General features: G+C 60.9%; 13 protein-coding genes. 4 read left to right on the forward strand and 9 right to left on the reverse strand.

All coding sequences use genetic code 11. The features are described 5' to 3' along the window. Positions 1-132: 132 nt before the first annotated feature. From B0919_RS23070 to B0919_RS23080, 5 genes are all read right to left on the reverse strand, one after another. Complete coding sequence (locus B0919_RS23070; protein ID WP_078014672.1) at positions 133-2016, reverse strand: M1 family metallopeptidase; 1884 nt, start codon at positions 2014-2016, stop codon at positions 133-135. Positions 2017-2090: 74 nt separating this feature from the next. After that, on the reverse strand, positions 2091-2741 hold the full coding sequence (locus B0919_RS24925) for a hypothetical protein (protein ID WP_139362338.1): 651 nt from the start codon (positions 2739-2741) through the stop codon (positions 2091-2093). Between the two features lie 96 nt (positions 2742-2837). Next, positions 2838-3011, reverse strand: a complete 174-nt coding sequence (locus B0919_RS25450) for a hypothetical protein (RefSeq protein WP_176133189.1) — start codon at positions 3009-3011, stop codon at positions 2838-2840. 94 nt (positions 3012-3105) lie between these two features. Then, positions 3106-4236 (reverse strand): Smr/MutS family protein, encoded by a 1131-nt coding sequence (locus B0919_RS23075; RefSeq protein ID WP_078014673.1) that lies wholly within the window; start codon positions 4234-4236, stop codon positions 3106-3108. A gap of 419 nt (positions 4237-4655) precedes the next feature. Beyond that, positions 4656-5420 carry a YfiM family protein gene (locus tag B0919_RS23080; RefSeq protein ID WP_254846654.1) on the reverse strand — a complete coding sequence of 255 codons (765 nt, stop codon included), beginning with the start codon at positions 5418-5420 and terminating at the stop codon, positions 4656-4658. Between the two features lie 360 nt (positions 5421-5780). On the opposite strand from B0919_RS23080, the gene B0919_RS23085 reads away from it, so the two are divergent. Further along, positions 5781-8609 (forward strand): alpha-amylase family glycosyl hydrolase, encoded by a 2829-nt coding sequence (locus B0919_RS23085; RefSeq protein WP_078014674.1) that lies wholly within the window; start codon positions 5781-5783, stop codon positions 8607-8609. A 154-nt stretch (positions 8610-8763) separates the two neighbouring features. On the opposite strand, the gene B0919_RS23090 is transcribed toward B0919_RS23085, so the two are convergent. Then, positions 8764-9624, reverse strand: coding sequence for an N-acetylglucosamine kinase (locus B0919_RS23090; protein WP_078014675.1), 861 nt, complete (start codon positions 9622-9624; stop codon positions 8764-8766). Positions 9625-9918: 294 nt separating this feature from the next. Here B0919_RS23090 and B0919_RS23095 point away from each other — a divergent pair, with 294 nt between their 5' ends. Further along, positions 9919-11013 (forward strand): T9SS type A sorting domain-containing protein, encoded by a 1095-nt coding sequence (locus B0919_RS23095; protein WP_078014676.1) that lies wholly within the window; start codon positions 9919-9921, stop codon positions 11011-11013. Between the two features lie 249 nt (positions 11014-11262). On the opposite strand, the gene B0919_RS23100 is transcribed toward B0919_RS23095, so the two are convergent. The 3 genes from B0919_RS23100 to B0919_RS23110 form a co-directional block, all read right to left on the reverse strand. Then, entirely contained in the window at positions 11263-12057 is a 795-nt protein-coding gene (locus B0919_RS23100; protein WP_078014677.1) for a SusE domain-containing protein, read from the reverse strand. Positions 12058-12142: 85 nt separating this feature from the next. Next, entirely contained in the window at positions 12143-13816 is a 1674-nt protein-coding gene (locus tag B0919_RS23105; RefSeq protein WP_078014678.1) for a RagB/SusD family nutrient uptake outer membrane protein, read from the reverse strand. A gap of 12 nt (positions 13817-13828) precedes the next feature. Then, the gene (locus tag B0919_RS23110; RefSeq protein ID WP_254846655.1) at positions 13829-16792 is read right to left on the reverse strand and encodes a SusC/RagA family TonB-linked outer membrane protein; all 2964 of its coding nucleotides are present in this window, start codon (positions 16790-16792) and stop codon (positions 13829-13831) included. 456 nt (positions 16793-17248) lie between these two features. On the opposite strand from B0919_RS23110, the gene B0919_RS23115 reads away from it, so the two are divergent. Together B0919_RS23115 and B0919_RS23120 are read left to right on the forward strand one after the other, a co-directional pair. Next, complete coding sequence (locus B0919_RS23115) at positions 17249-18676, forward strand: alpha/beta hydrolase-fold protein (RefSeq protein ID WP_078014680.1); 1428 nt, start codon at positions 17249-17251, stop codon at positions 18674-18676. A gap of 392 nt (positions 18677-19068) precedes the next feature. After that, on the forward strand, positions 19069-20550 hold the full coding sequence (locus B0919_RS23120; protein ID WP_078014681.1) for an anthranilate synthase component I family protein: 1482 nt from the start codon (positions 19069-19071) through the stop codon (positions 20548-20550). The last annotated feature ends 17 nt before the right edge of the window (positions 20551-20567 follow it).

Below are 20567 nucleotides of genomic sequence, written 5' to 3' on the forward strand. Positions count from 1 at the left end.
CAGGCCCGTACCCGTGAAGCACTGGAGGCGGCTATCCAAACCGCGGTTGAGTGGATTTCCAGCAAGGATGCCAAAGCCTGGTTCAACCATTGTGGTTATCATGTACATCGTTCATGAATCCGCTATAAGGTTCTACTGCCCCTCCCACACATTATCCCGCGTGTAGCTGTCAGGCACCAAAGTGCTGCCCAACTTCACCTGCTTCACGGCTTTGTCGCCGGGCAGGTTCACGGTTACGGTGCGGGCGCCGGTTTCCCAGACGCCAATGTTGCGGTGCGCCTGCTGGGTGCTGCCGTCGGCGTAGGTGATGGTCAGGTCGACGGGCACGGGCTTGGTGCCTTTGGCTTCTACTGTCACGTCGTAGCCGGCGCCTTGCTTGGTCACGCTCTGGATGGAGAGGTCGGGGTAGCCGCCGTCGAAAAACCAGCGCTGCCAGAACCAGTTCAGGTTGCGGCCGGCGCCGGCGTTCATGGAGTTGAAGAAGTCGTAGGGCATCGGGTGCTTGCCGTGCCAGTTCTGGATGTAGGTGTGCAGGGCCTTGGTAAACAGCTCGTCGCCCAAGAGGTCCTTCACGTAGAGGTAGCCGAAGGCGGGCTTGGGGTAGGAGTTCAGAAAGAAAGCCGTGCCCGTTTGCTGGGTGCTGAGCGTGGTGATGGGCACGTCGACCTCGGTGGCGGCGCTCTGGGCGTAGGGCACCACGCCGTAATCGTCGCTCATCTTGGGCTCGATGATGCTCGAAATCAGCCACTCGCCGATGGTGGCCCAGCCCTCGTCCATCCAGCCGTACTTCGTCTCGTTGATGCCCATGTAGAAGGGGAACATCGTGTGGAAGATTTCGTGGTCGGTGAGGGTAATGGCGTCCTCGCGGGTTTCCACCGGGTTGTCGTTCACCATCATGGGGTACTCCATCTGGTCGAGGCCGTCGAACACCGTCTCATGGGAGTAGGGGAAGGGCCACTTCGGGAAAGTGTAGCTCATGGCCTGCACCGTCTTGCGCCCGAAGTCGATGACTTCCTGGTAGTCCTTGTGTTTGGGGCTGTACACGGCGTCCACGCGGGTGCGGCGCTTGGTAGCCGGGTCCACTACCAGGCTGGTGCTCTGCCACACGTAGTGGTCGGCGGTGGCGAAAACGAAGTCCGTCACGTCCTGGGCCTCGAAGTGCCAGGTGTTCTGTGCGTTCGGGGCGGTGATGCCGCGGCGCTGGGCCTCGTCGGGGCTGATGATGCTTACCACGGCGTCCTTCTTCTCGGCCTCGCGCAGGCGCTTGGCGTAGGTTTTGGTCAGCACCTGATCGGCGTTGGTCAGGTCGCCGGTGGCCCACACCACGAAGTCCTTGGGCACGGTGATGTCGGCCTTAAAGGAGCAGAAGTCGTTGTAAAACTCCTGCTGGCCGTTGTAGGCGAAGTCGTTCCAGCCGTCGATGTCGTCGAACACGGCCACGCGGGGGAAAAAGTAGGCCACGAAAGCGGCGCCGGGCTCCACCTCGCCGGTGCGCATGTGCGAGCCTTTGTTGAGCGTGTACGAGTACGTGATGGACACCTTCGCGCGCTGCTTGGTGGTGAGCAGCTGCGGCAGCGGCACCAGCATGTTGGTGTGCTGGATCAGCAGCTTGTCGGTGTCCACCGCCTGCCCGTTCACGCTCAACTGCTCGATGTTCACGCCATCGGTTTCGTCGGCCGGGTCGATGCGGCTGGTGCGCGGGGCACCCTTCTGGTAGTAGTTGGGGTAGAGCTTGAAGAGCAGCCGCGGCAATGACTCGGGGCTATTGTTCAGGTAGTCGATATCCACCGTGCCGGCCACGCGCCGGGTCGTCGGGTCGAAGCTGACCTTGATGGTGTAGTCGGCCGTGTTCTGCCAGTAGTTCGGGCCGGGCTTGCCGTCGGGGCTGCGGGTGCCTTTGGTGTAGGTAGCCTGCAGGTTGCGTGGAATAGGCAACTGCGGGGCAGTTTGCTGAGCGAGGCTGGGAAGCGTGCTGAGGGCGAAGAGAGAAGCGGCGAGCAGGCCGGGGAAGCGCATGTAAGACTGTTTGTTGGGCGTGAAATAAAAGCTGATAGATGTTTTGTGGTATAAAATTATATTTAAGCGCAATGTTATAATGGTTTGAAATATTCGGATGCGTCTTTGATTTCTTTGTACGCTTTAGTAAGTCTGCTTGCTATGTTGGTGAGGTGTTCAATTTTTGTTTCTGAGAATACTTCAAGTTTATAGTAATAGCTAGCCATTACAGAAACACTTGTGATTAATGTGTTGGGAGTGAAATTGTAGTTTGCATAATTTTCGATTGTTTTCACTAGTGGCAAAATAAATCTGATATGAATGTCGTTTAGTTTTTGGTTCTCTAGTTTGTTGCTCGCAATTTCTTGTCGAGCTTTTGCTGTAGAGGTTATATTTGTAATAAATTTGATTTCTTCATTAGTTTTCACAATGCTATTGTCTTCATGTGAAGCCGAGATAAGCTCGTTGATATCTTCAATAACGCTGTCTTGCGCATTTTTGAAGTCTTTTAGGATGCCTTCTATCTGTCTATCTATCTCTTGGTTGGCTGCGTCGATGATTTTAGGTATTGAGCTGATGAATCCAACGGAAGATTGAATATTTTGAAAGAATTCAGTTTTGCCTTGTGTTGGGCCTTTTTTATTGGAGATTAATGCTTTGAACAAATCTGCATGGTTGATTTTGCTGATATTATCTATCGGGTAGTTTGCTTCATTGAATATATTTAAATTCTTAATGTTTTTCATATTTAAATCCTTTAACTTGTCAATACATATATTGATATTTATAATTTGAATTTTTACTGTTTCTTCAGATAGTAATACAAGTGAATGAAAATAATCTTATATTTCTTTTAATCTTTTGCGTTCCTTATACGCATCGATTAAGCGGCTCACTAAAATCCCTGAAATGAAAATAGCAACTGGTGTTATCAGCTTGATGAGTTCAACGCCAGCCATGCCAGAGCTGGAATGCTGACTGGAATCAGTGGCGGCTGCTAAGAGTAAAAAAAACATATTCTTAATTTATGGTTTGTCAAGCCAAAATAGTAATACAGGGAGCAGGTTTGGAAGTTGCTGGGCATAATCAACTCCAAACCTGCTCCCTGTATTACTTCAGCCGCACCAGCGTAGCGCCGTAGCCGAACTTTTCCTTGCGCGCTTCCTCGAAGAACTTAATATCCCGGTTGCGGCTCAGGCGCTTGTGCAGCTCCTTGCGCAGGGTGCCGTTGCCCACGCCGTGGATGAACACGATTTCGTGCATGTTGGTGGCCAGGGCCCGGCTCAGCGCGTCCTCAAAGGCGGCGGTTTGCAGCTCCAGCACGGCAGTATTGCTCAAGCCTTCGGTGCCGCCTTCGGGCTTGAGAGCTTCCAGGTGCAGGTCTACCTCGTGGGGCGGGGGCACAATGGCCTTGGCCGGCTCCGCCTTGGGCGCGGGCACCACCGATTTGGCGTCGCCGCGCAGCTTGTCGGCAATCTGGTCGCGCAGCTTCACCGGGTCCACCGTGGGGGCGGGCTTGGGCGCCTCGTCGGTGGTGGGCACGGCGATGGGAGCGGCGGGCTTTTCGTCGAGCTGGAACAGGTAGGCTTCGCGCTTGATAACCGGCGCCTCGCGGCGGCTGGAGTAGAAGGAGCTGGCCTTGAAGGAGACGCGCTTGAGCAGCGTATCGTAGAGCGTAGGCGCGTTCAGCTGCGAGGGCAACAGCTGCACCACAGCCGTAGACCACTGGTCGAAGTCCTTCAGGTGGCGGTGGCCCAGCGGCTGGCTCACGGTCTTGGGCGCGAGCTTATCGGCGGCCAGAGCGCGGTACTGCCCGTTGCGCTCCTCCCCGAAGGTGAAGAGCACATCGGCGTCGGTATTGTTGATGAGGTGAGCCACCAATAGCTCCGAGGTCTGCTGCACCAGAGCCAAGTACAGGCCCTTGGGCGCAGGCAGCGCGGGGGCGGCTTTGGCCGGCGTTACGGTGCTGCCGGTGGGCGTAGTCGTAGTCGTAGGGGCCGCGGCCGATTTAGCAGCGGCTTTGTTCGGCTTGATGGGGCGCGGGGCGGCTACCTGCGAAGGCGCCAGCTCGCTGCCGCCGAAAGCCTTGAACTCTTCGGCGGCCACCAGTACCAGCTCGGAGCGCAGTACCGGCACCGGGAAATCATCGATGGTGACTTCTACCAGGTTCTGATCGAGGATGCGGGTAACGATGCCTTCTTCGCGCCCGGACATGAGGCGCACTCGGTCTCCAATATTCATAGTGGTTGCAGTTCGGGTTCGGGGATAGGCCTACATACGGCGCAAAAGCGGCTTGCGCAAGGTAGGGCAGGGGGTAAAGGTCGGCAGAGAAACGGGAAAAGTTGCCTGTAGGCCCGAAAGCGGCGCGGCGGCCATCGGGGGCGCTCCTCTACTACGCACGGGCCGCCGGGACAAGTCCTAGAACAGTTAGGCAGGGTAATAAAGTGCATCGGGACTTGTGCTGATGCCGTTCACCAAACCAAGAAATGCGCCGGGACTTGTCCTGGCAGCTTGTTCGGGCTCAATACACGTGCCGCGACAAGTCCCGACGCGGTTTAAGGCCTTGACGAAGTGCCCCGAGACAACACGCGGGCAGCTACAAACCTTACAGCAGCAAGTCGGAACGCGTACCGGCCGCTTTTAGGGGCTGGCTGGCTTCGTTACAGATACAGCCCGTGCATGACCAGCCCGCGCTTGCGGTTCAGCTCCAGCGCCGGGGCCGGCAGGTGGAAGATGCTGGCCACGTAAAACACCGTGCGCAGGGCCTTGCTGCGCGTGGGGATGCGGCGCAGATCGATGTCGAAGGATAGATAGTACTGCCGGTAGGCGTCGAGGCCGGCGGCGCGGTTGGTGTTGGGGTCGTTGAAGACCATCTGCTGGCCGCCGTAGCCCAGGGCCGGCTGCAGCCAGCGCGGCCAGCGGTTGCCGGCGGGCAGAAACGCGCCCACGTCGGCGCAAAGCCAGTAGGTCTGGCCGTTGTAGTCCTTGAGCAGCCGCTCGCCGTCGCCTTTGCCGAGCACGTTGGGGCGCAGCGCGGCGTAGCGCGTGCGGTGAAACGACACCTTGGGCATCAGGCGCACTTCGCCCCAGGCCAGCTGCTGCCCGATCAGGCCCGCCGAGCCGAGGAAGTTGGCCGCCAGATCGGTAGCCGAAGCGCCGTAGTCGGCGTCGCGGCCGTCGAAGTACTCGATAGGGCTCTGTAGCAGAAACCCCACGAAGCCGCCGTACCACAGGGCTTTTTTCGCTGATAGGCCCGACCAGCGCAGCAAATCCACCGCGCCGCGGCTTTCGTGGAAGGCGCCCCAGAAGTGGCCCGCTTTGTCGAGCTGCTTCCACTCGGGCAGGTCGTTGAACCAGTGAAAGCGCGTCCGCTCCCCCGTGTACCAACCCGACGCCAAAGCCGAATAGGTACCCGCGTAGCCCACAGCGAAAGTACCGACGACGAGCGGCAGGCGGTAGCGGGGTATGACCAGAGGGACGGAACAGCGGCCAAGTAGCGGCACTTCTACTTTGTGTACTGTCGGGAGCTGCGTGTGCGTGGTATCAGGTAAAGTGACTATAGGGGGTAAACGCAACACTTGCTGCGCCCAGGCTGAGTGAGTCCTCAATCCATTAAAAAACATTAATAAACCACACAAATAAAAACGGGCGTAACTTAGTGTCGGCATAGGCCGAAAAGTACGCAGAAAAGCCCGGTTTGGCCGTTATCGGTAACCAAAAGGCCTGCTTGTATACGCCATGCTTTCCTGTTGACACCATCTTTTTCTCAACCATTCCCACACTCAATGAAAGCACTTCGACTCCTCGCCGTGCTGCTGCTGGCGCTGACCGGCGCGGCACGCGCGCAGGTGGTCACCACCAACCCGGCGTTTTTCACGGCGGGCGACCCGGTGACCATTACGTTTGATGCCACCCAAGGCAACGCGGGGCTGAACAACTTTACCGGCGACGTGTACGCCCACATCGGCGTCATCACCAACTTGAGCACCTCGCCCTCGGACTGGAAGCACGTGAAGTTCACCAACTTCAACGCCCCCGATCCGTCGGTGCTGCTCACGCGCGTGGCCCCCAACCGCTACACGCTCACCATCACGCCCGATGTGCGCACCTGGTTCAACGTGCCGGCCTCGGAGCAGATCCTGAAGCTGGCCATGCTGTTTCGCAACGGCGCTGGCACGCAGGTCGGCCGCGCCACCGGCGGCGGCGACATCTTCATCGACGTAGCCCAGAGCGCCAACCTCTCGGTGCGCATCACCACTCCGGTAGCCGGCCCGAACCCGACCTTCATCAACAGCGGCACGGCCGTAAGCGTATCGGGCACGGCCTCGCAGGCTGCCACGCTCACCCTGCGCCTCAACGGCACCCAGGTGGCCCAGCAGACCAACGCTACCACGCTCACCAGCAGCGTGACGCCTACCCAGGCCGGCCGCAACGTGATTCGCCTCACGGCTACCGTGGGCAATACGTCGGTGTCGGACTCCAGCATCGTGTACATCCGCCCGGCGGTGGCTACGCAAGTGCTGCCCAGCGGCGTGCGCGACGGCATCAACTACCTGCCCGGTGGCACCTCCGCCGTGCTCGTGCTGACGGCCCCGAACAAGCAGTTCGTGTACGCCATCGGCGAGTTCAACAACTGGCAGCCCGAGCAGGCCGCCTACATGAACAAGACGCCCGACGGCAAGCAGTGGTGGGTGCAAATCAACGGCCTGACGCCGGGCCGCGAGTACGCCTTCCAGTACCTCGTGGATGGCACGCTGCGCGTAGCCGATCCGTACGCGGAAAAGGTGCTCGACCCCGACAACGACCGGTACATTCCGGCCGTGACTTACCCCAACCTGAAGCCTTACCCCACGGGCCTGACCACGGGCATCGTATCGGTGCTGCAGACCAACGCCCCGGCGTATACCTGGACGGCTACTGGCTACCAGCGCCCGGCAAAAACCAAGTTGGTGATTTACGAGCTGCACCTGCGCGACTTCATCGCCCGCCACGACTACCAGACCCTGGTGGACACCCTGGGCTACCTGCAGCGCCTCGGCGTCAACGCCATCGAGCTGATGCCGGTGGGCGAGTTCGAGGGCAACGAATCGTGGGGCTACAACCCCTCGTTCCACATGGCCCCCGACAAGTACTACGGCCCCAAAAACGAGCTGAAGCGCTTCGTGGACGCGGCCCACGCCCGCGGCATGGCCGTGATTCTGGATATGGTACTCAACCACGCCTTCAGCCAGAACCCCCTGGTGCAGCTGTACTACGCCAACAACAACGTGACCTCCGATTCGCCGTGGTTTAACGTCACGCCTACGCACCCCTTCAACGTGGGCTTCGACTTCAACCACGAAAGCCCTCTCACCAAGGCGTATTCGAAGCGCGTGATGGAGTACTGGCTGACCGAGTACAAGATGGACGGCTACCGCTTCGACCTTTCGAAAGGCTTCACCCAGACCAACTCTGGGGCTGACGTCGGGGCCTGGGGCCGCTACGACCAGTCGCGCGTAGACATCTGGACGGACTACTACAACTACATCAAGTCCGTGGACCCAACCGCGTTTGCCATCCTGGAGCACTTCGCCGATAACACGGAGGAACTTGCCCTGTCGAACGTGGGGCTGATGCTGTGGGGCAACATGACCTACAACTACAACGAGGCCGCCATGGGCTACGTGAATACCTCCAACCTGAGCGGTACTTACTACGGCAACGCCGCCGTGGGCGGCCGCGGCTGGACGCAGCCCAACCTGGTGAGCTACATGGAAAGCCACGACGAGGAGCGCCTGATGTTCAAGAACCTCAGCTACGGCAACCAGACCAACCCCGCCCACGACGTGCGCACCCTGCCCGTGGCCCTGGCCCGCAACGAAGCCGCGGCGGCCTTCTTCTTCACCGTGCCCGGCCCGAAGATGATCTGGCAGTTTGGCGAACTGGGCTACGACGTGAGCATCGACTTCAACGGCCGCGTGGGCAACAAGCCCATCCGCTGGAACTACTACCAGGAGCCGGCCCGCCGCAAGCTCTACGACGCCTACAGCGCGCTCATCAAGCTGAAGAAAAGCGAAGCGGTGTTTGACAACCCGACCAGCTACACCCAGCAGCTGGCCGGCGCCGCTAAGAGCATTCACCTGAGCGACGCCACGCAGAAGGTCACCGTCATTGGCAACTTCGACGTGAACAGCACCACCATCGACCCGGCTTTCCAGCAGACCGGCAAGTGGTACGACTACCTGAAAGGGGACAGCATCACCGTCTCGAACGTGAATGCCCAACTGACGCTGCAGCCCGGTGAGTACCACGTGTACACCACCAAGCGCGTAGCTCGCCCCGGCACGGTGCTCCCCACCAAAGCCGCCCAGCAGGTAGCCGCCCTGGGCCTCACGGTAGCCCCGAACCCAACCTCGGCCCGCGCCACCGTACGCCTGATGCTGCCCTCGGCCGCTCCGGTTAAAGTGAGCGTGCGCAACATCATCGGCCGCGAGGTGAAAACCATCAGCCTCGCCAACCGCCCGGCCGGCACGGTGGAAGTGCCCGTGTCGCTCGACGGCCTGGCCGCCGGCGTGTACCTGATCAACGTGCAGGCTGGTGCTACCACCGCCACCACGCGCCTGGTCGTGCAGTAAGCTTCGTGTAAGCGTCTAAGCAAAATCCCGCCCCGAGCAATCGGGGCGGGATTTTTCGTGGCCTGGCAAGCGACTTCAAGAGGAGCCGTGCTAACGCAAAGGGACGACGCGTACATACGTGTCGTCCCTTCGTTTATTAGACCTTCTGTGGTTTCTACTCTGCCGCGGCCATTTCCACGTGGTAGTCCACCAGCGAATCGATAGGGGAGCGGATGATCTTGCCGACTTCCATGCCGTGGGCGCGGGCCACCTGGGCCAGCGCGTCGCGGAAGTTGTAGCCCACCGAGCCCACGCAGTTGAAGGAGTAATCCTGGTAGTTGGGGTAGCGCGTCACCAAGTTCTGGAAGAAGGCCTCGAAGCCGTCCACCACGATGTCGCGGCAGTAGCTCACGTTGTTGTGGTCGTAGGCAAACTTGCTGAACGACGCCAGGAAGCGGTTGGGCAGCGGCTGGTTGTAGAGGCGGTCGAAGATCTGCTCGTTTTCCAGCTCGTACTGCTTGTGAAAGGCTTCCTGCAGGCCGTCGGGAAGCAGGCCGCGCATGTAGTCGCGCAGCAGGCGCTTGCCGATCCACGAGCCGGAGCCCTCGTCGCCGAGGAAGTAGCCCAGCGAGTCGATGTTGTGCGCAATGTCCTTGCCGTCGTAAATGGCGGAGTTGGTGCCCGTGCCGAGGATGGCGGCGAAGCCCGGCTTGTTGCCCAGCAGCGCGCGGGCCGAGGCCAGCAGGTCGTGGCCCACAAACACATTAGCCAAAGGAAACACCTGCCGCATGGCCCGCTCCACGGTGGCCACGTTCTGCTCGGTAGAGCAGCCAGCTCCGTAGTAGCTCACCTCACGCACGGCCTGGCGGTTCAGCGTATCGGGCAGGCTCTCGTCGAGCGAGGCCACGATGCCGGCCGTGTCGATGAAGTAGGGGTTGTAGCCCTCGGTGTTGAAGTGGACGCGCTGGTGCGGGTCCGCGAGGTCGAGCTGGCACCAGCTGGTTTTGGTCGAGCCGCCGTCGGCAATGAGAATCATAAGTAAAGCGGGGAAGGGTTGCGGTAGCTCATGCCCGCGCCACCAAATCCGGCGCGTCACGAAGGGGCTAAGTTAGCAGGGGAGCGTAGAAATCGGCACGGCTCAGGACTTGGAAGCGGAGGTTTTTGCGCGGCCTGAGTGACGATTTACCTACTGCTGTGACAACCAGCTTGGATGAGTGCAATCCATATGAAAAAATAACGCAACAATGATGTATAGGCTTTGCGTATTATTCAACATATTTCCCCAAGTGCTAAGGCTCTTTCAAAAACTTCCCACTTTTTCTTACACACCATGAAGTACACCTCTACGCTGTTTAGTACCGCCGCTCTCGCTTTGTGCGCCTTCAGCGCCCAGGCCCAATTTACCATCGATGGCGTAGCCTCCGCCGCCGAAATGGGCACGGGCGTTGGCAAATACCAGCAAGTGGCCGCTTACTCGGGTACGCACTCCGATGCCGACCGGGGCCTCAAGGCCTTGTACGTGGGCTACACCGCTACCACGCTGAACCTGATGCTGGTGGCCTCCCCCGAAGCCGTTACCTCGGGGCAGTACAAGGCCCTGATCATGTACCTGAACACCCCCGGCCGTACGGGCACAGCCCGCGGCACGCGCCTGGCCGGTGGCAGCGAGCCGCTTTCGCCGCTGAAGCACCGGCCCACCATGGATATGGAAGTCGACTACGGCCTGCGCATGTCCATCGGTCCGAATGCTACCGATGTGTACTTCAGCCGCGTGAACTACACCGCCACTGGGGCCAACGACAGCTACATTGGCGCCGGCAACAAATCGGGAACCGTGGTGACCGTAACCACCCCCACCGATTTTGCGGGTAGCCGGATGGCCTACTCCAACACGGCCAGCCTCGCGGCCAATACCACCAATACCGGCTGGGAAGTGGAAATTCCGCTGTCGGTACTCGGCAATGGCACGACCCCGCTGGCAGTAGGCGGCCGCGTGGATCTGTTTGCCGCCTACACCGATGGCGACGGTGTGTTCACCACCGACGTAATTCCGCAGATTACTGGGCAGACCACCGCGTTGGGGGCTGACCCGAACTTCACCACCATCAACGGCACGCAGTCGTTGGCTTACGTCATCGGCACCGGTGTGCTGGCCACCCGCCCCGAGGTAGCTGCCAAGCTGCAGTTCGGCGTGTATCCGAACCCGGCCAGCGGCGCAGCCCGCGTGCAGTACGTGGTGCCGGGTGGGCAGCAGGACGTAGCCCTGACGGTATACAACGCCCTGGGCCAGCAGGTACGTAGCCTGGCCGCCGGCTCGCAGCTGGGCACGCAGAGCTACGAGCTGGACAAGCTCAGCGCGGGCTCGTACCTGGTGAAGCTGCGCGTAGGCGACCAGACGACCAGCACGAAACTAGTAGTCCAATAATCCTAACCTTGTTGTATAATAGAAAAGGGGGCACGTCTCAGGTGCCCTTTTTCTATGGCCGGTAAAGTATGGTGAAGCGCATTGCCAAAACTAACCAGGCCAGGCTGTGCCCAGAAAGCCAGCGCGTACTTGAAGCAGATGGCACGAGAAACAGCACCATGTTCGGCTTTCCTGGCTCATAAGTCTGTAATGACTGGAAAACAAAAAAGCCCCGCGAGCGGGGCTTTTTTGTTGTGTGTCACGGCAATCCTAGCGGCGCGTGAGCGTAAAGGTAGGCTTGGGAGTAGCGTTCAGGTCCAGCTTGATGGTATAGTTGCCTGCGGCAGCTACCGTGATGTTGGCGCCGTTCAGTTCCAGGGCGCCATCAGCGCCGTCGTCGCCGTAGTTGGTGCCCCAGTCGCGGTTGCGGCGGAACTTGAATTCACCGGCGTTCAGCGCGCGCGTGGTGCCGTAAGTACGCGTATCGCAGTCGTAAGTCAGCACTACGTCGGTGTCCCAGTCAACGCCGGCCGGGCCGATAATGGACCACACGATTTCCGCACCGCTAGCGTCGCGCGGGGCAACGCACACCCGGTAGGCGGTAGCCGTCAGGGGCAGCACTTCCGAGTAGAGCGGGGCGTTGGCGGCGTAGCTGGCGCGCAGGCGGGCCTCCAGCGGAGTCGCCGTGCCGGGGGCCAGGCCGAGGGTATTGAGGCTGGTGTTAAGGGCCTCAACCGTCAGCGCGGTAGTCGGGCCGTTGCCGGCGCTGATGTTGGCCGGCGACGCAAAGTTATTGCCCTGGCGGTCCAGCTGAATCGTGTAAGTGACAGCGGGCTGGTATTCGCTCGAGGCGTTCTGCCACGAGAACGACGAAATCGGCGTCCAGGTGTAGGTAATAGCCGTTTGAGCCGCGTTGGCCTGCGTGAGCACCACACTGTTGGTGGAAGCCCTCAGCGTAGGCGAATTGGAAGGCGTAAGGGTTGCTTGGGTTTCATCCTTTTCGCAGGCCGAAAAGGCGAACAGCACTGCTGCTACCCCCAGGAGCCTAGAGAACCAGTGTTTCATATCGTGGGAAATATTGAATGTGGGAATTTGCTTTTTCAGGGGCTGGCTTTCTCCAGAAGGTAAAGCCAGCCCCACGAAAAGTTGGTTAGTAGCCCGGGTTCTGCGGCAGAGCCGGGTTTACTGCCCGGTCGGAAGCCGGAATGGGGTACAGGGCGCGGAACGTTTCTACGCCACGGCCGCCCGGCGTGCCACCCTTCCAAGGCCACAGGTAGGTGCCCTCCGTAAACTTGCCGTAGCGGATGAGGTCCGTGCGGCGGAAGCCTTCCCAGAACAGCTCGCGGCCGCGCTCATCGAGGATGAAGTCGGTGGTGAGCTGGCCGGCCGTGATGGCGCTGCCCGAGGCGTTGGCGTAAGCGCGGGCCCGCAGCTGGTTCACGTAGGTCAGGGCCAAGCCAGCGTCGCCCGTGCCGCCGCGCTTCACTGCTTCGGCGTAGTTCAGCATCATTTCTGCCAAGCGGATCATCGGGAAGTCCACGCTCGACTGGCTCTGCGAACCGCCCAGCGACACCCCCGTGGAGGTAACGTTGCGGAACTTCACCACGCCGTAGCCGTCCGTAAACGCGCCGAGGTCGTTGATTTCCAAGTTTTGGCCCTGGGTCCAGAAACGGCCGCGGGTGTCGCGGGCCGTGTCGGCGCCGAACAGGTTCACCAGGTTCTTGGTGGCGCGCATGCCGCCCCAGCCGCCCTGGGGCATGCCTACTTTGGCTTTCCAGCTAGCGTTGCTGGAGCTGGCCGAGCCGTTCACCAGGAAGGTGGTGCCGCCGAAGCTGCGGGTGTTGCCGGCATCGAAGGTCACCGGCCAGATGATTTCGTTGCGGGCCGGGGCCGTGTGGTTGTCGGCCAGGAACAAGCGGCCGTAAGCCGAAGCGACGTTGCCGGCGGCCGTGGTCGACAGGGCGTAGCCAGGCACGTCAATCACGCGCTTGGCGTAGGTGGCGGCTTCGGTGTAGCGGGGGGTACCGTTGGTGGCACCCGGCTGGCTGGCCGTGTACACGTTGGCGTTCAGGTACAGGCGGGAGAGCATGCCCCAGGCAGCAGCTTTGTCCACGCGGCCGTACTCGTTGGTGCGCGGGTCAGCAAAGTCCGGGTCGTTGCTCAGGGCCAGCAGCTCGCTTTCCACGAATTCGAAGATCTGCTGACGGTTGCGGTACGGCGGCGTAAACACGCCGGCCGGGTCGGTGTCCGTTACGAAGGGGCCACCGCCGTACAGGTCCAGCACGTGGAAGTAAGCCACGGCGCGCAGGAAGCGGGCCTCAGCGCGGTAGCGCTTGGCGGCAGCCACGTCAGCACCGCTCAGGCGCGAGTTCAGCTTGTCGTCGCTCGATTCGCGGATGAACTCGTTGGCAATGGCAATTTCGTAGTAGATGCGGTAGTACAGCCCACGGATCAGCGGGTTGGAGGCCGACCAGTTCATGTTGTGCCAGTCGCGCACGCCGGCGTCGCCCCAGCCCAGCACGGCCTCGTCGGTCGACAGCTCCTGCGCGCTCCACAGCTGGCGGATGTAGTCGGAAGTACCTTCGTCGATACCGCCCACGTCGCCGCCGCCCGTCGCCAGGTTGTCGTCCGAGCCCAGGCCCGTCACGGCGAAGCCGCCGTACACTTTGGCCAGCACCGAGCGGTAACCGTTCAGGTCCACGTATACCCGGTCCGGCGTCGTCTCGTACTTGGGTTTCACGTCCAGGTCACAGGACGCAAGGCTGGCCGTGAGGGCCAAGCCCGTGGTGGCTGCTACCAAGCCACGGATTAAAACTTTATTCATGGATCGGGTGGGTTAGAAGCTGGCGTTCAGGCCGAACGTAAAGGTGCGCGAACGGGGATAGAAGTTGTTGTCAACCCCGTTGAAAATTTCCGGGTCCAGGCCGCTGTACTTCGTGATGAGGAACACGTTCTGAACAGCAGCGGTCAGGCGAAGATTCGAGCCCTCGCGGAAAATCTTGCCCACGTTGTAGCCCAGGGTGATGTTTTCGCCACGGATAAACGAGCCGTTCTCCACGTAGTAGTCCGACAGCACCCCCTGGCTGCGGAAGCCGGTTTCGCGGATGTTCACCGGCAGGTTGCCCAGGAAGCCCGTCGAGGTGTTGGCGTTGGCATAGTTGGCCAGGTTGCCGGCCAGCGAGTTGTACACGTAGTTGCCGGCGTTGGCGCGCAACACAGCGTTCAGGGTGAAGCGCTTGTAGGCGAAGTTGGTGGTGAAGCCAAACGTAGCCAGTGGGGCGCGCTGCTTGTAGCGGTACAGGTCCTGCTCGTTCACCGAGCCGTCGCCGTTGCGGTCCACGTACACGCCTTCCAGCGGCTTGCCGTCCTGGTTGTATACCTGCTGGTACACGTAGTAGGCGTTGTTGGCGTAGCCTACCGAGTTGATCTGGATGTTGGTGCCCGTACCGCCGGGGATACCTTCCACCGGGTAGCCGATGAAGCCTTCCTGCTGGCGGCCAAGGTCCGTAATCTTGGTTTTGTTGTAGGCCACGTTGAAGTTCACGTCCCAGTTGAAGTTCTCCGTACGCACCGGCACGGCGTTGATGGCCAGTTCCACGCCGCGGTTGGTCAGCTTGCCCACGTTGCGGTTCAGCTGGTTGCTCAAGCCACCGGCCGGCACAAATACGTTGGCGAACAGGTCTTCGGTTTTCCGCTCGTATACGTCGAGGGTACCCGAGAGGCGGTTATCCAGCACACCCCAGTCCAGACCTACGTTGAGGGTGGCCGTGGTTTCCCAGCGCAGGTCCGGGTTGTAGCCCGAGGGACGCTGCGTGGTCACGAAGATGGGGTTGCCGTTGGCATCCACCCCGAACTGGTATTGCACGCCCGAGCGGCCGGTTACGTAGCGCGGCAGCGCGTCGAACGGCCCGCCGATTTCCTGCTGGCCCGTGAGACCGTAGCCGGCGCGCAGCTTCAGCTCCGTAATGGAGGCCGTGTTGGCGAGGAAGTCTTCGCCCTTGAGGCGCCAGCCCAGGCCCAAGGCTGGGAAGTAGCCGCTTTGCTCCTTCGGCAGGAAGCGCGAGGTACGGTCGTTACGCACCGTAGCCGTCAGCAGGTAGCGGTCCTTGATGGAAAGGTTGGCGCGGCCGAAGTAGGACTTCAGCTTGTACGGGTCGTAGTAGCCGGTTACCGTTTGCTCCTGGCCGGCGATGTACGGCGTGGTGCGGTCGAAGCGGTAAGCCAGGAACAGCGGGCCCTGGTTTTCAAACAGCTGGTAGGAGTAACCTGCCTGCACGTCAAACTTGCTGTTCTCGCCCAGCTGCTTGTTGTAGGCCAGGTAGAATTCCAGCAGGCGCATGTCTTTATCCTGCTGGAACCGCGAGTAACGGCCGTTCTGGTTGATGTTGGTCGCGTCGGAGTTGAAGTTGCCGAAGTCCGTCACCGAGTTGGTGGTCGAGCCGGAACCGCGCGAGAGGTCGGTGGCCAGGTTCAGGTTGGCGCGCAGCTCGGGCAGGAAGTGGAACTTGTAGTCCAGCTGCACGTTGCCGATGAAGCGCTTCACGTCGCTGACGTTGCGCGTGTTGCGCAGGGCCGCTACCGGGTTGCCGGGGGCCAGCGTCAGCGGCACGCCGGTGGGCGTCAGGTACTGGTAGTAGCCGCCGAAGGGGGCAAACTGAGCTTCCGACGAGCGGACCGGCTGCGTCGGGTCGAAGAAGATAGCGTTGCCGATGGCGCCGTTATCGATGAAGCGGTTCTGCAGCTGCGTGCCCTTGGCGTTTACGTCGATGCGCAGGTGGCCGTCGAGGATAACCGGCGACAGGGTAATGGAGCCGGTGTTACGCTTCAGGTTGTTAGTCTGGACGATACCGTCCTGGTACAGGTTGCCGTAGGAAACGCGGAAGGGCAGTTTGCCCAGGTTGCCGGTCAGGCTAATGTTGTTGTCGTACGTGGCGGCCGAGCGGAAAATCTCGTCCTGCCAGTTCGTGTTGGCGGCGCCCAGCGTGGCCACCTGCGAAGCCATGCCATTGGCCTGGATCAGCGAGCGGAACTCATCGGCGCCCAGCACTTCGTAGGTCCGGAAGGGCTTCGAAATGGACGTCTGCGAGGACAAGTTCACCGTCAGCTTTTCGCCCTGCACGCCGCGCTTGGTGGTGATGAGGATTACGCCGTTGGAGGCGCGGTTACCGTAGATGGCCAGCGCCGAAGCGTCTTTCAGCACCGTCACCGACTCGATGTCGTTCGGGTTGATCAGCGTCAGCGGGTTGCTGGCGCCGCTGATGCCGCCTTTGTCCACCGGCACACCGTCGATTACGAACAGCGGGTCGTTGTTGGCGTTCAGCGACGAGCCGCCGCGGATACGGATGCTGTTGGCCGAGCCCGGGGCGCCGCCGCCGGTGGTGATGTTCACGCCGGCGATTTTACCCTGCACCAGTTGCTCGGGGTTGGTCACCTGGCCCGGCACGAAGTCCTTCGCCTGCACGGAGGCAATGGAGCCCGTCACGTCCTGGCGACGCTGCACGCCGTAGCCTACTACCACGGCTTCGCTCAGCAGGGTGGTGTTTTCGCCCAGCGTGATGTCCTTCACGTTGGTGGTTTGGCCGTTGGTCACGTTCACCGGAATGCGTTGCGTGGAATAGCCCACGAACGAGGTCAGTACCGTCTGCTGGCCGGCGGGCACGTTCTGAATCAGAAACTGCCCCTCCGCGTTGGTGGAGCTGCCCAGCTGCGTGCCTTCGATCATTACAGTTACGCCCGGTAGGGCCTGCTGCTTTTCATCGAGTACGCGGCCGCTCACGGTGCCCTGAGCGGCCGCACTCAATGTGCAACAGATAAAAAAGAGCAGAAACCAAAGTTTCGGCAGGTAGGATTGCTTCATGATGACATGAAATGGGTTGTGGGAAAATTGCAGGGACTGGTGAGACGCGGTCGAAAGAAGCTCTGTAAGCCTCTGTATTTGGTTTTTCTAATGCGTGAGTAGTTACTAAAACTGCCCGACTCATTAATAAACTGCGCAAGATAAAGTTTTGGTAAAGTCAAACCCAATGAATTGAATCAGTTCCTGGCAATGATTTTTTTACTAGTGGGTAGAGACCTGAAAGCCAGTCAGGCAGGAAAAGCTCGCAACTCGCGCAAAAAGCAGGGTGTTCAACGTGGTTTCGGGCGGCAAAATTGGCGAATTCAACGCAATCGTGAGTGACCGTTTAATCACTAAGCGAGTGGGCTGTTACGGTTTCGCTTAATTATGGCACTTTTACCCGACAAAGTTTCCTGATATATGCGCTTTTCTTTTATCGTCGCGGCGTTGGTGGCGGCCAGCGCTACGGCTCAGGCCCAGACGACCTTTCGGCTGACCAGCGTGCCGGCGGCTACGCCCGCCAACGCCACCCTGTACATGGCCGGCTCCTTCAACGGCTGGAACCCCGGCAGCGCGGCGCATTCGTTCACGCGCCAACCCGATGGCACGTACTCGCTCACGCTGCCGGCCAGCGTCACGGGCACCATCGAGTTCAAGTTTACCCGCGGGGCGTGGGCGTCCGTCGAAACCGACGCGCAAAACCAGGACATCAGCAACCGACGCTACACCATCGGCAGCGCGCCCGCCACGGTGGATGTGCAGGTGGCGAACTGGAAAGACCTCGGCGGCACGGCGCCCCCGCCGTGCCAGTCCACGGCGCTGCAACCGCAGGTGCAGGTCATCAGCACCGCTTTTCAGATGCCGCAGCTCGGCCGTACGCGCCGCGTGTGGGTGTATTTGCCGGCCGATTACGCCAGCAGCGGCCGGCGCTACCCCGTGCTCTACCTGCACGACGGCCAGAACGTGTTCGATCAGTGCACCAGCTTTTCGGGCGAGTGGGGCGTGGATGAAGCCCTGAGCCAGCTCCAGCAGCAGGGGCAGGACCCCATCGGCTGCGTGGTAGTAGCCATCGACAACGACGGCGCGCAGCGGCTTAACGAATATTCGCCCTGGAACAACCCCCAGTACGGCGGCGGGCAGGGCGACCAGTATGTGGAGTTTCTGGTGCAGACGCTCAAGCCTTATATAGATGCGCACTACCGCACCCTGCCCGACCGGCTGAATACCGGCATCGGCGGCAGCAGCATGGGCGGGCTCATCTCGCTCTATACCGCGCTGAAGTACCCGGCCGTGTTCGGGCGGGCTGCCATTTTCTCGCCCGCTTTCTGGTTTGCGGAAGCTGACCTGAAGAACTATCTGCACCAGCACCGGGCTGCGGCGGCCCAGCCCACGCGCTTCTACTTTGTGGCCGGCGCGCAGGAAAGCCAGACCATGGTGCCGCTTATGGCCGCCGTGCGCGACTCACTGCAGCGCGCCGGTTACGCCGCCACCGACCTGAGCTACCAGACCCGCACCGACGGGCAGCACGCCGAGTGGTTTTGGCGCCGCGAGTTTCCGGCCGCTTACCAGTGGCTATTTCGCACCGGGGTCACGGCCACGACGCCTAGTGCCAAGGTAGGCTTTTCGCTCTTTCCCAATCCGGCGGCGCATACCCTGCGCGTGCTGCTGCCCAGCGGCTGGGTGCAGGCCAAGCTGGAAATCAGCGACTCCACGGGTCGGGTGTGGCTGCGGCGCACGCTCCGGCAGGCCGATAGTACCATCGGCGTCGCTGACTTGCGGGCCGGCGCGTACACCGTGCGGCTAAAGCATGGTACGAGCAGCGCCGTGCAGCATTTTATTAAACAGTGACGAACAGCTGTTAGCATTTCCGCAAACCAAGCCGCGGATTGGCTGTTAAGTTTGAAGTATTGACGATATACGTACAGGTATTTTGAAAATTGTTAAAATTTAGCGTCAATCATTGAAATAATTTGATAAATGCTTGCGGCATCTTGACAGTCTGCTGTACTTTTGTGCCGTCAACCATTCACTCACTATGACTCTCGCTTCCACTTCTCAGCTGCTTTGGTGGTGGCCCAGCCGTTTTACCGGTCGGGACTAATGCCCTGCGTCTGTTGAGTTGTTGAAGCAGTTGACCCTGCTACCCCTCAGAGTACTAGCAGTACAAGCCCGGCCAACCAGCCGGGCTTGTTGCATTTAAGCCCGGTTGCTGCCACCTCATCCCGAGCCCCATTTCCGCCATGTCTTCTCCCATTCAGCTCCGTACCCGCCACCTGCGCCTGCCCGCCGATACCGTGACGCCCGTAGGCCTGTACCTGCGCCTGCGCGACCAGTACCCCGGCTGCCTGCTGCTGGAAAGCTCCGACTACCACGCCCAGCAAAACGCGTTTTCCTACCTCGCCCTCGACGAACTGGCCCGTTTTGAGCTGCGCGGTGCCGAGCTGCTGGAGCGGCTGCCCAACGGGCAGGAGGAGCGCAGCACCCTGGCCGACCCGCGCCACGAGGCACTGGGCCGCTTGCGGACGTTTGCCAACCGGTTCACTGCCCCCGAAAGCGAACAGCCGTTTATTTCCGGCGGTCTGTTCGGCTTCATGGGCTACGGCGCGGCCCAGTACTGCGAGGACGTGACGTTTGACGGCGCCAAGCCCAGCCCGTACGAGCTGCCCGACGCCCGCTACGGCCTGTACCGCTACGTGCTGGCCCTGAACCACTACCGGCAGGAGCTGCACATCTTCGAGCACACGCCCGAAGGCGAGGAGCCCAACGAGGTGGCCCTGCAGCGTCTGCTGAGCGTGGTGCGCAGCCCCGTGCGGCCCACGTTCAGCTTCACGCTGGAAGGGGAGGAGACGACCAACCAGACCGACGACGAATTCCGCCGGGTGCTGGCCCAGGGGCAGAAGCATTGCCTGCGCGGCGACGTGTTCCAGATTGTGCTGGCCCGGCGCTTTCAGCAGCGTTTTCGCGGCGACGAGTTTCAGGTGTACCGCGCGCTGCGGGCTATCAACCCCTCGCCCTACCTGTTTTACTTCGACTACGGCCACTACCGCCTGCTGGGCTCCTCGCCCGAGCCGCAGTTGCGGGTAGCGCGCGGCGAGGCCAGCATTTTCCCTATTGCCGGCACCTTCCGCCGCACCGGCCACGACGCCGAGGACGCCGCCCTGGCCGAAAAGCTGGTGCAGGACCCCAAGGAAAACGCCGAGCACGTAATGCTGGTGGACCTGGCCCGCAACGATCTGGCCCGCCACGGCAAAAAGGTGGAAGTGCGCCGCTTCCGCGAAATCCAGTACTACTCGCACGTCATTCACCTGGTGAGCCACGTGGCTGCCACCCTGGCCGACGGCACCGACCCGCTGCAGGTAGCGGCCGATACTTTCCCGGCCGGTACGCTTTCGGGCGCGCCCAAAGTGCGGGCCATGCAACTTATCGACGAACTGGAGCCCACCGACCGTGGCCTCTACGGCGGCTGCATTGGCCACCTGGGCCTGAACGGCGACTTCAACCACGCCATTTTCATCCGCTCCTTCGTGAGCGTGGGCAACACTTTGTTTTACCAGGCCGGGGCCGGCGTAGTGGCCAAATCCGAAATAGAATCGGAGCTGAACGAAGTGCACCACAAGCTGGGCGCCCTGCGGCAGGCCATGAAGCAGGCCGCCAAAGCCGGCGAAGAAGTGTTAGCCACCGAAATCGGCGTCCGCGCCCCGCTGACCACGGCCGCGTTGTAGTGCGCGCCGCATTTCTC

It is taken from the genome of Hymenobacter sp. CRA2 (genome assembly GCF_002007105.1).
GTDB lineage: Bacteria > Bacteroidota > Bacteroidia > Cytophagales > Hymenobacteraceae > Solirubrum.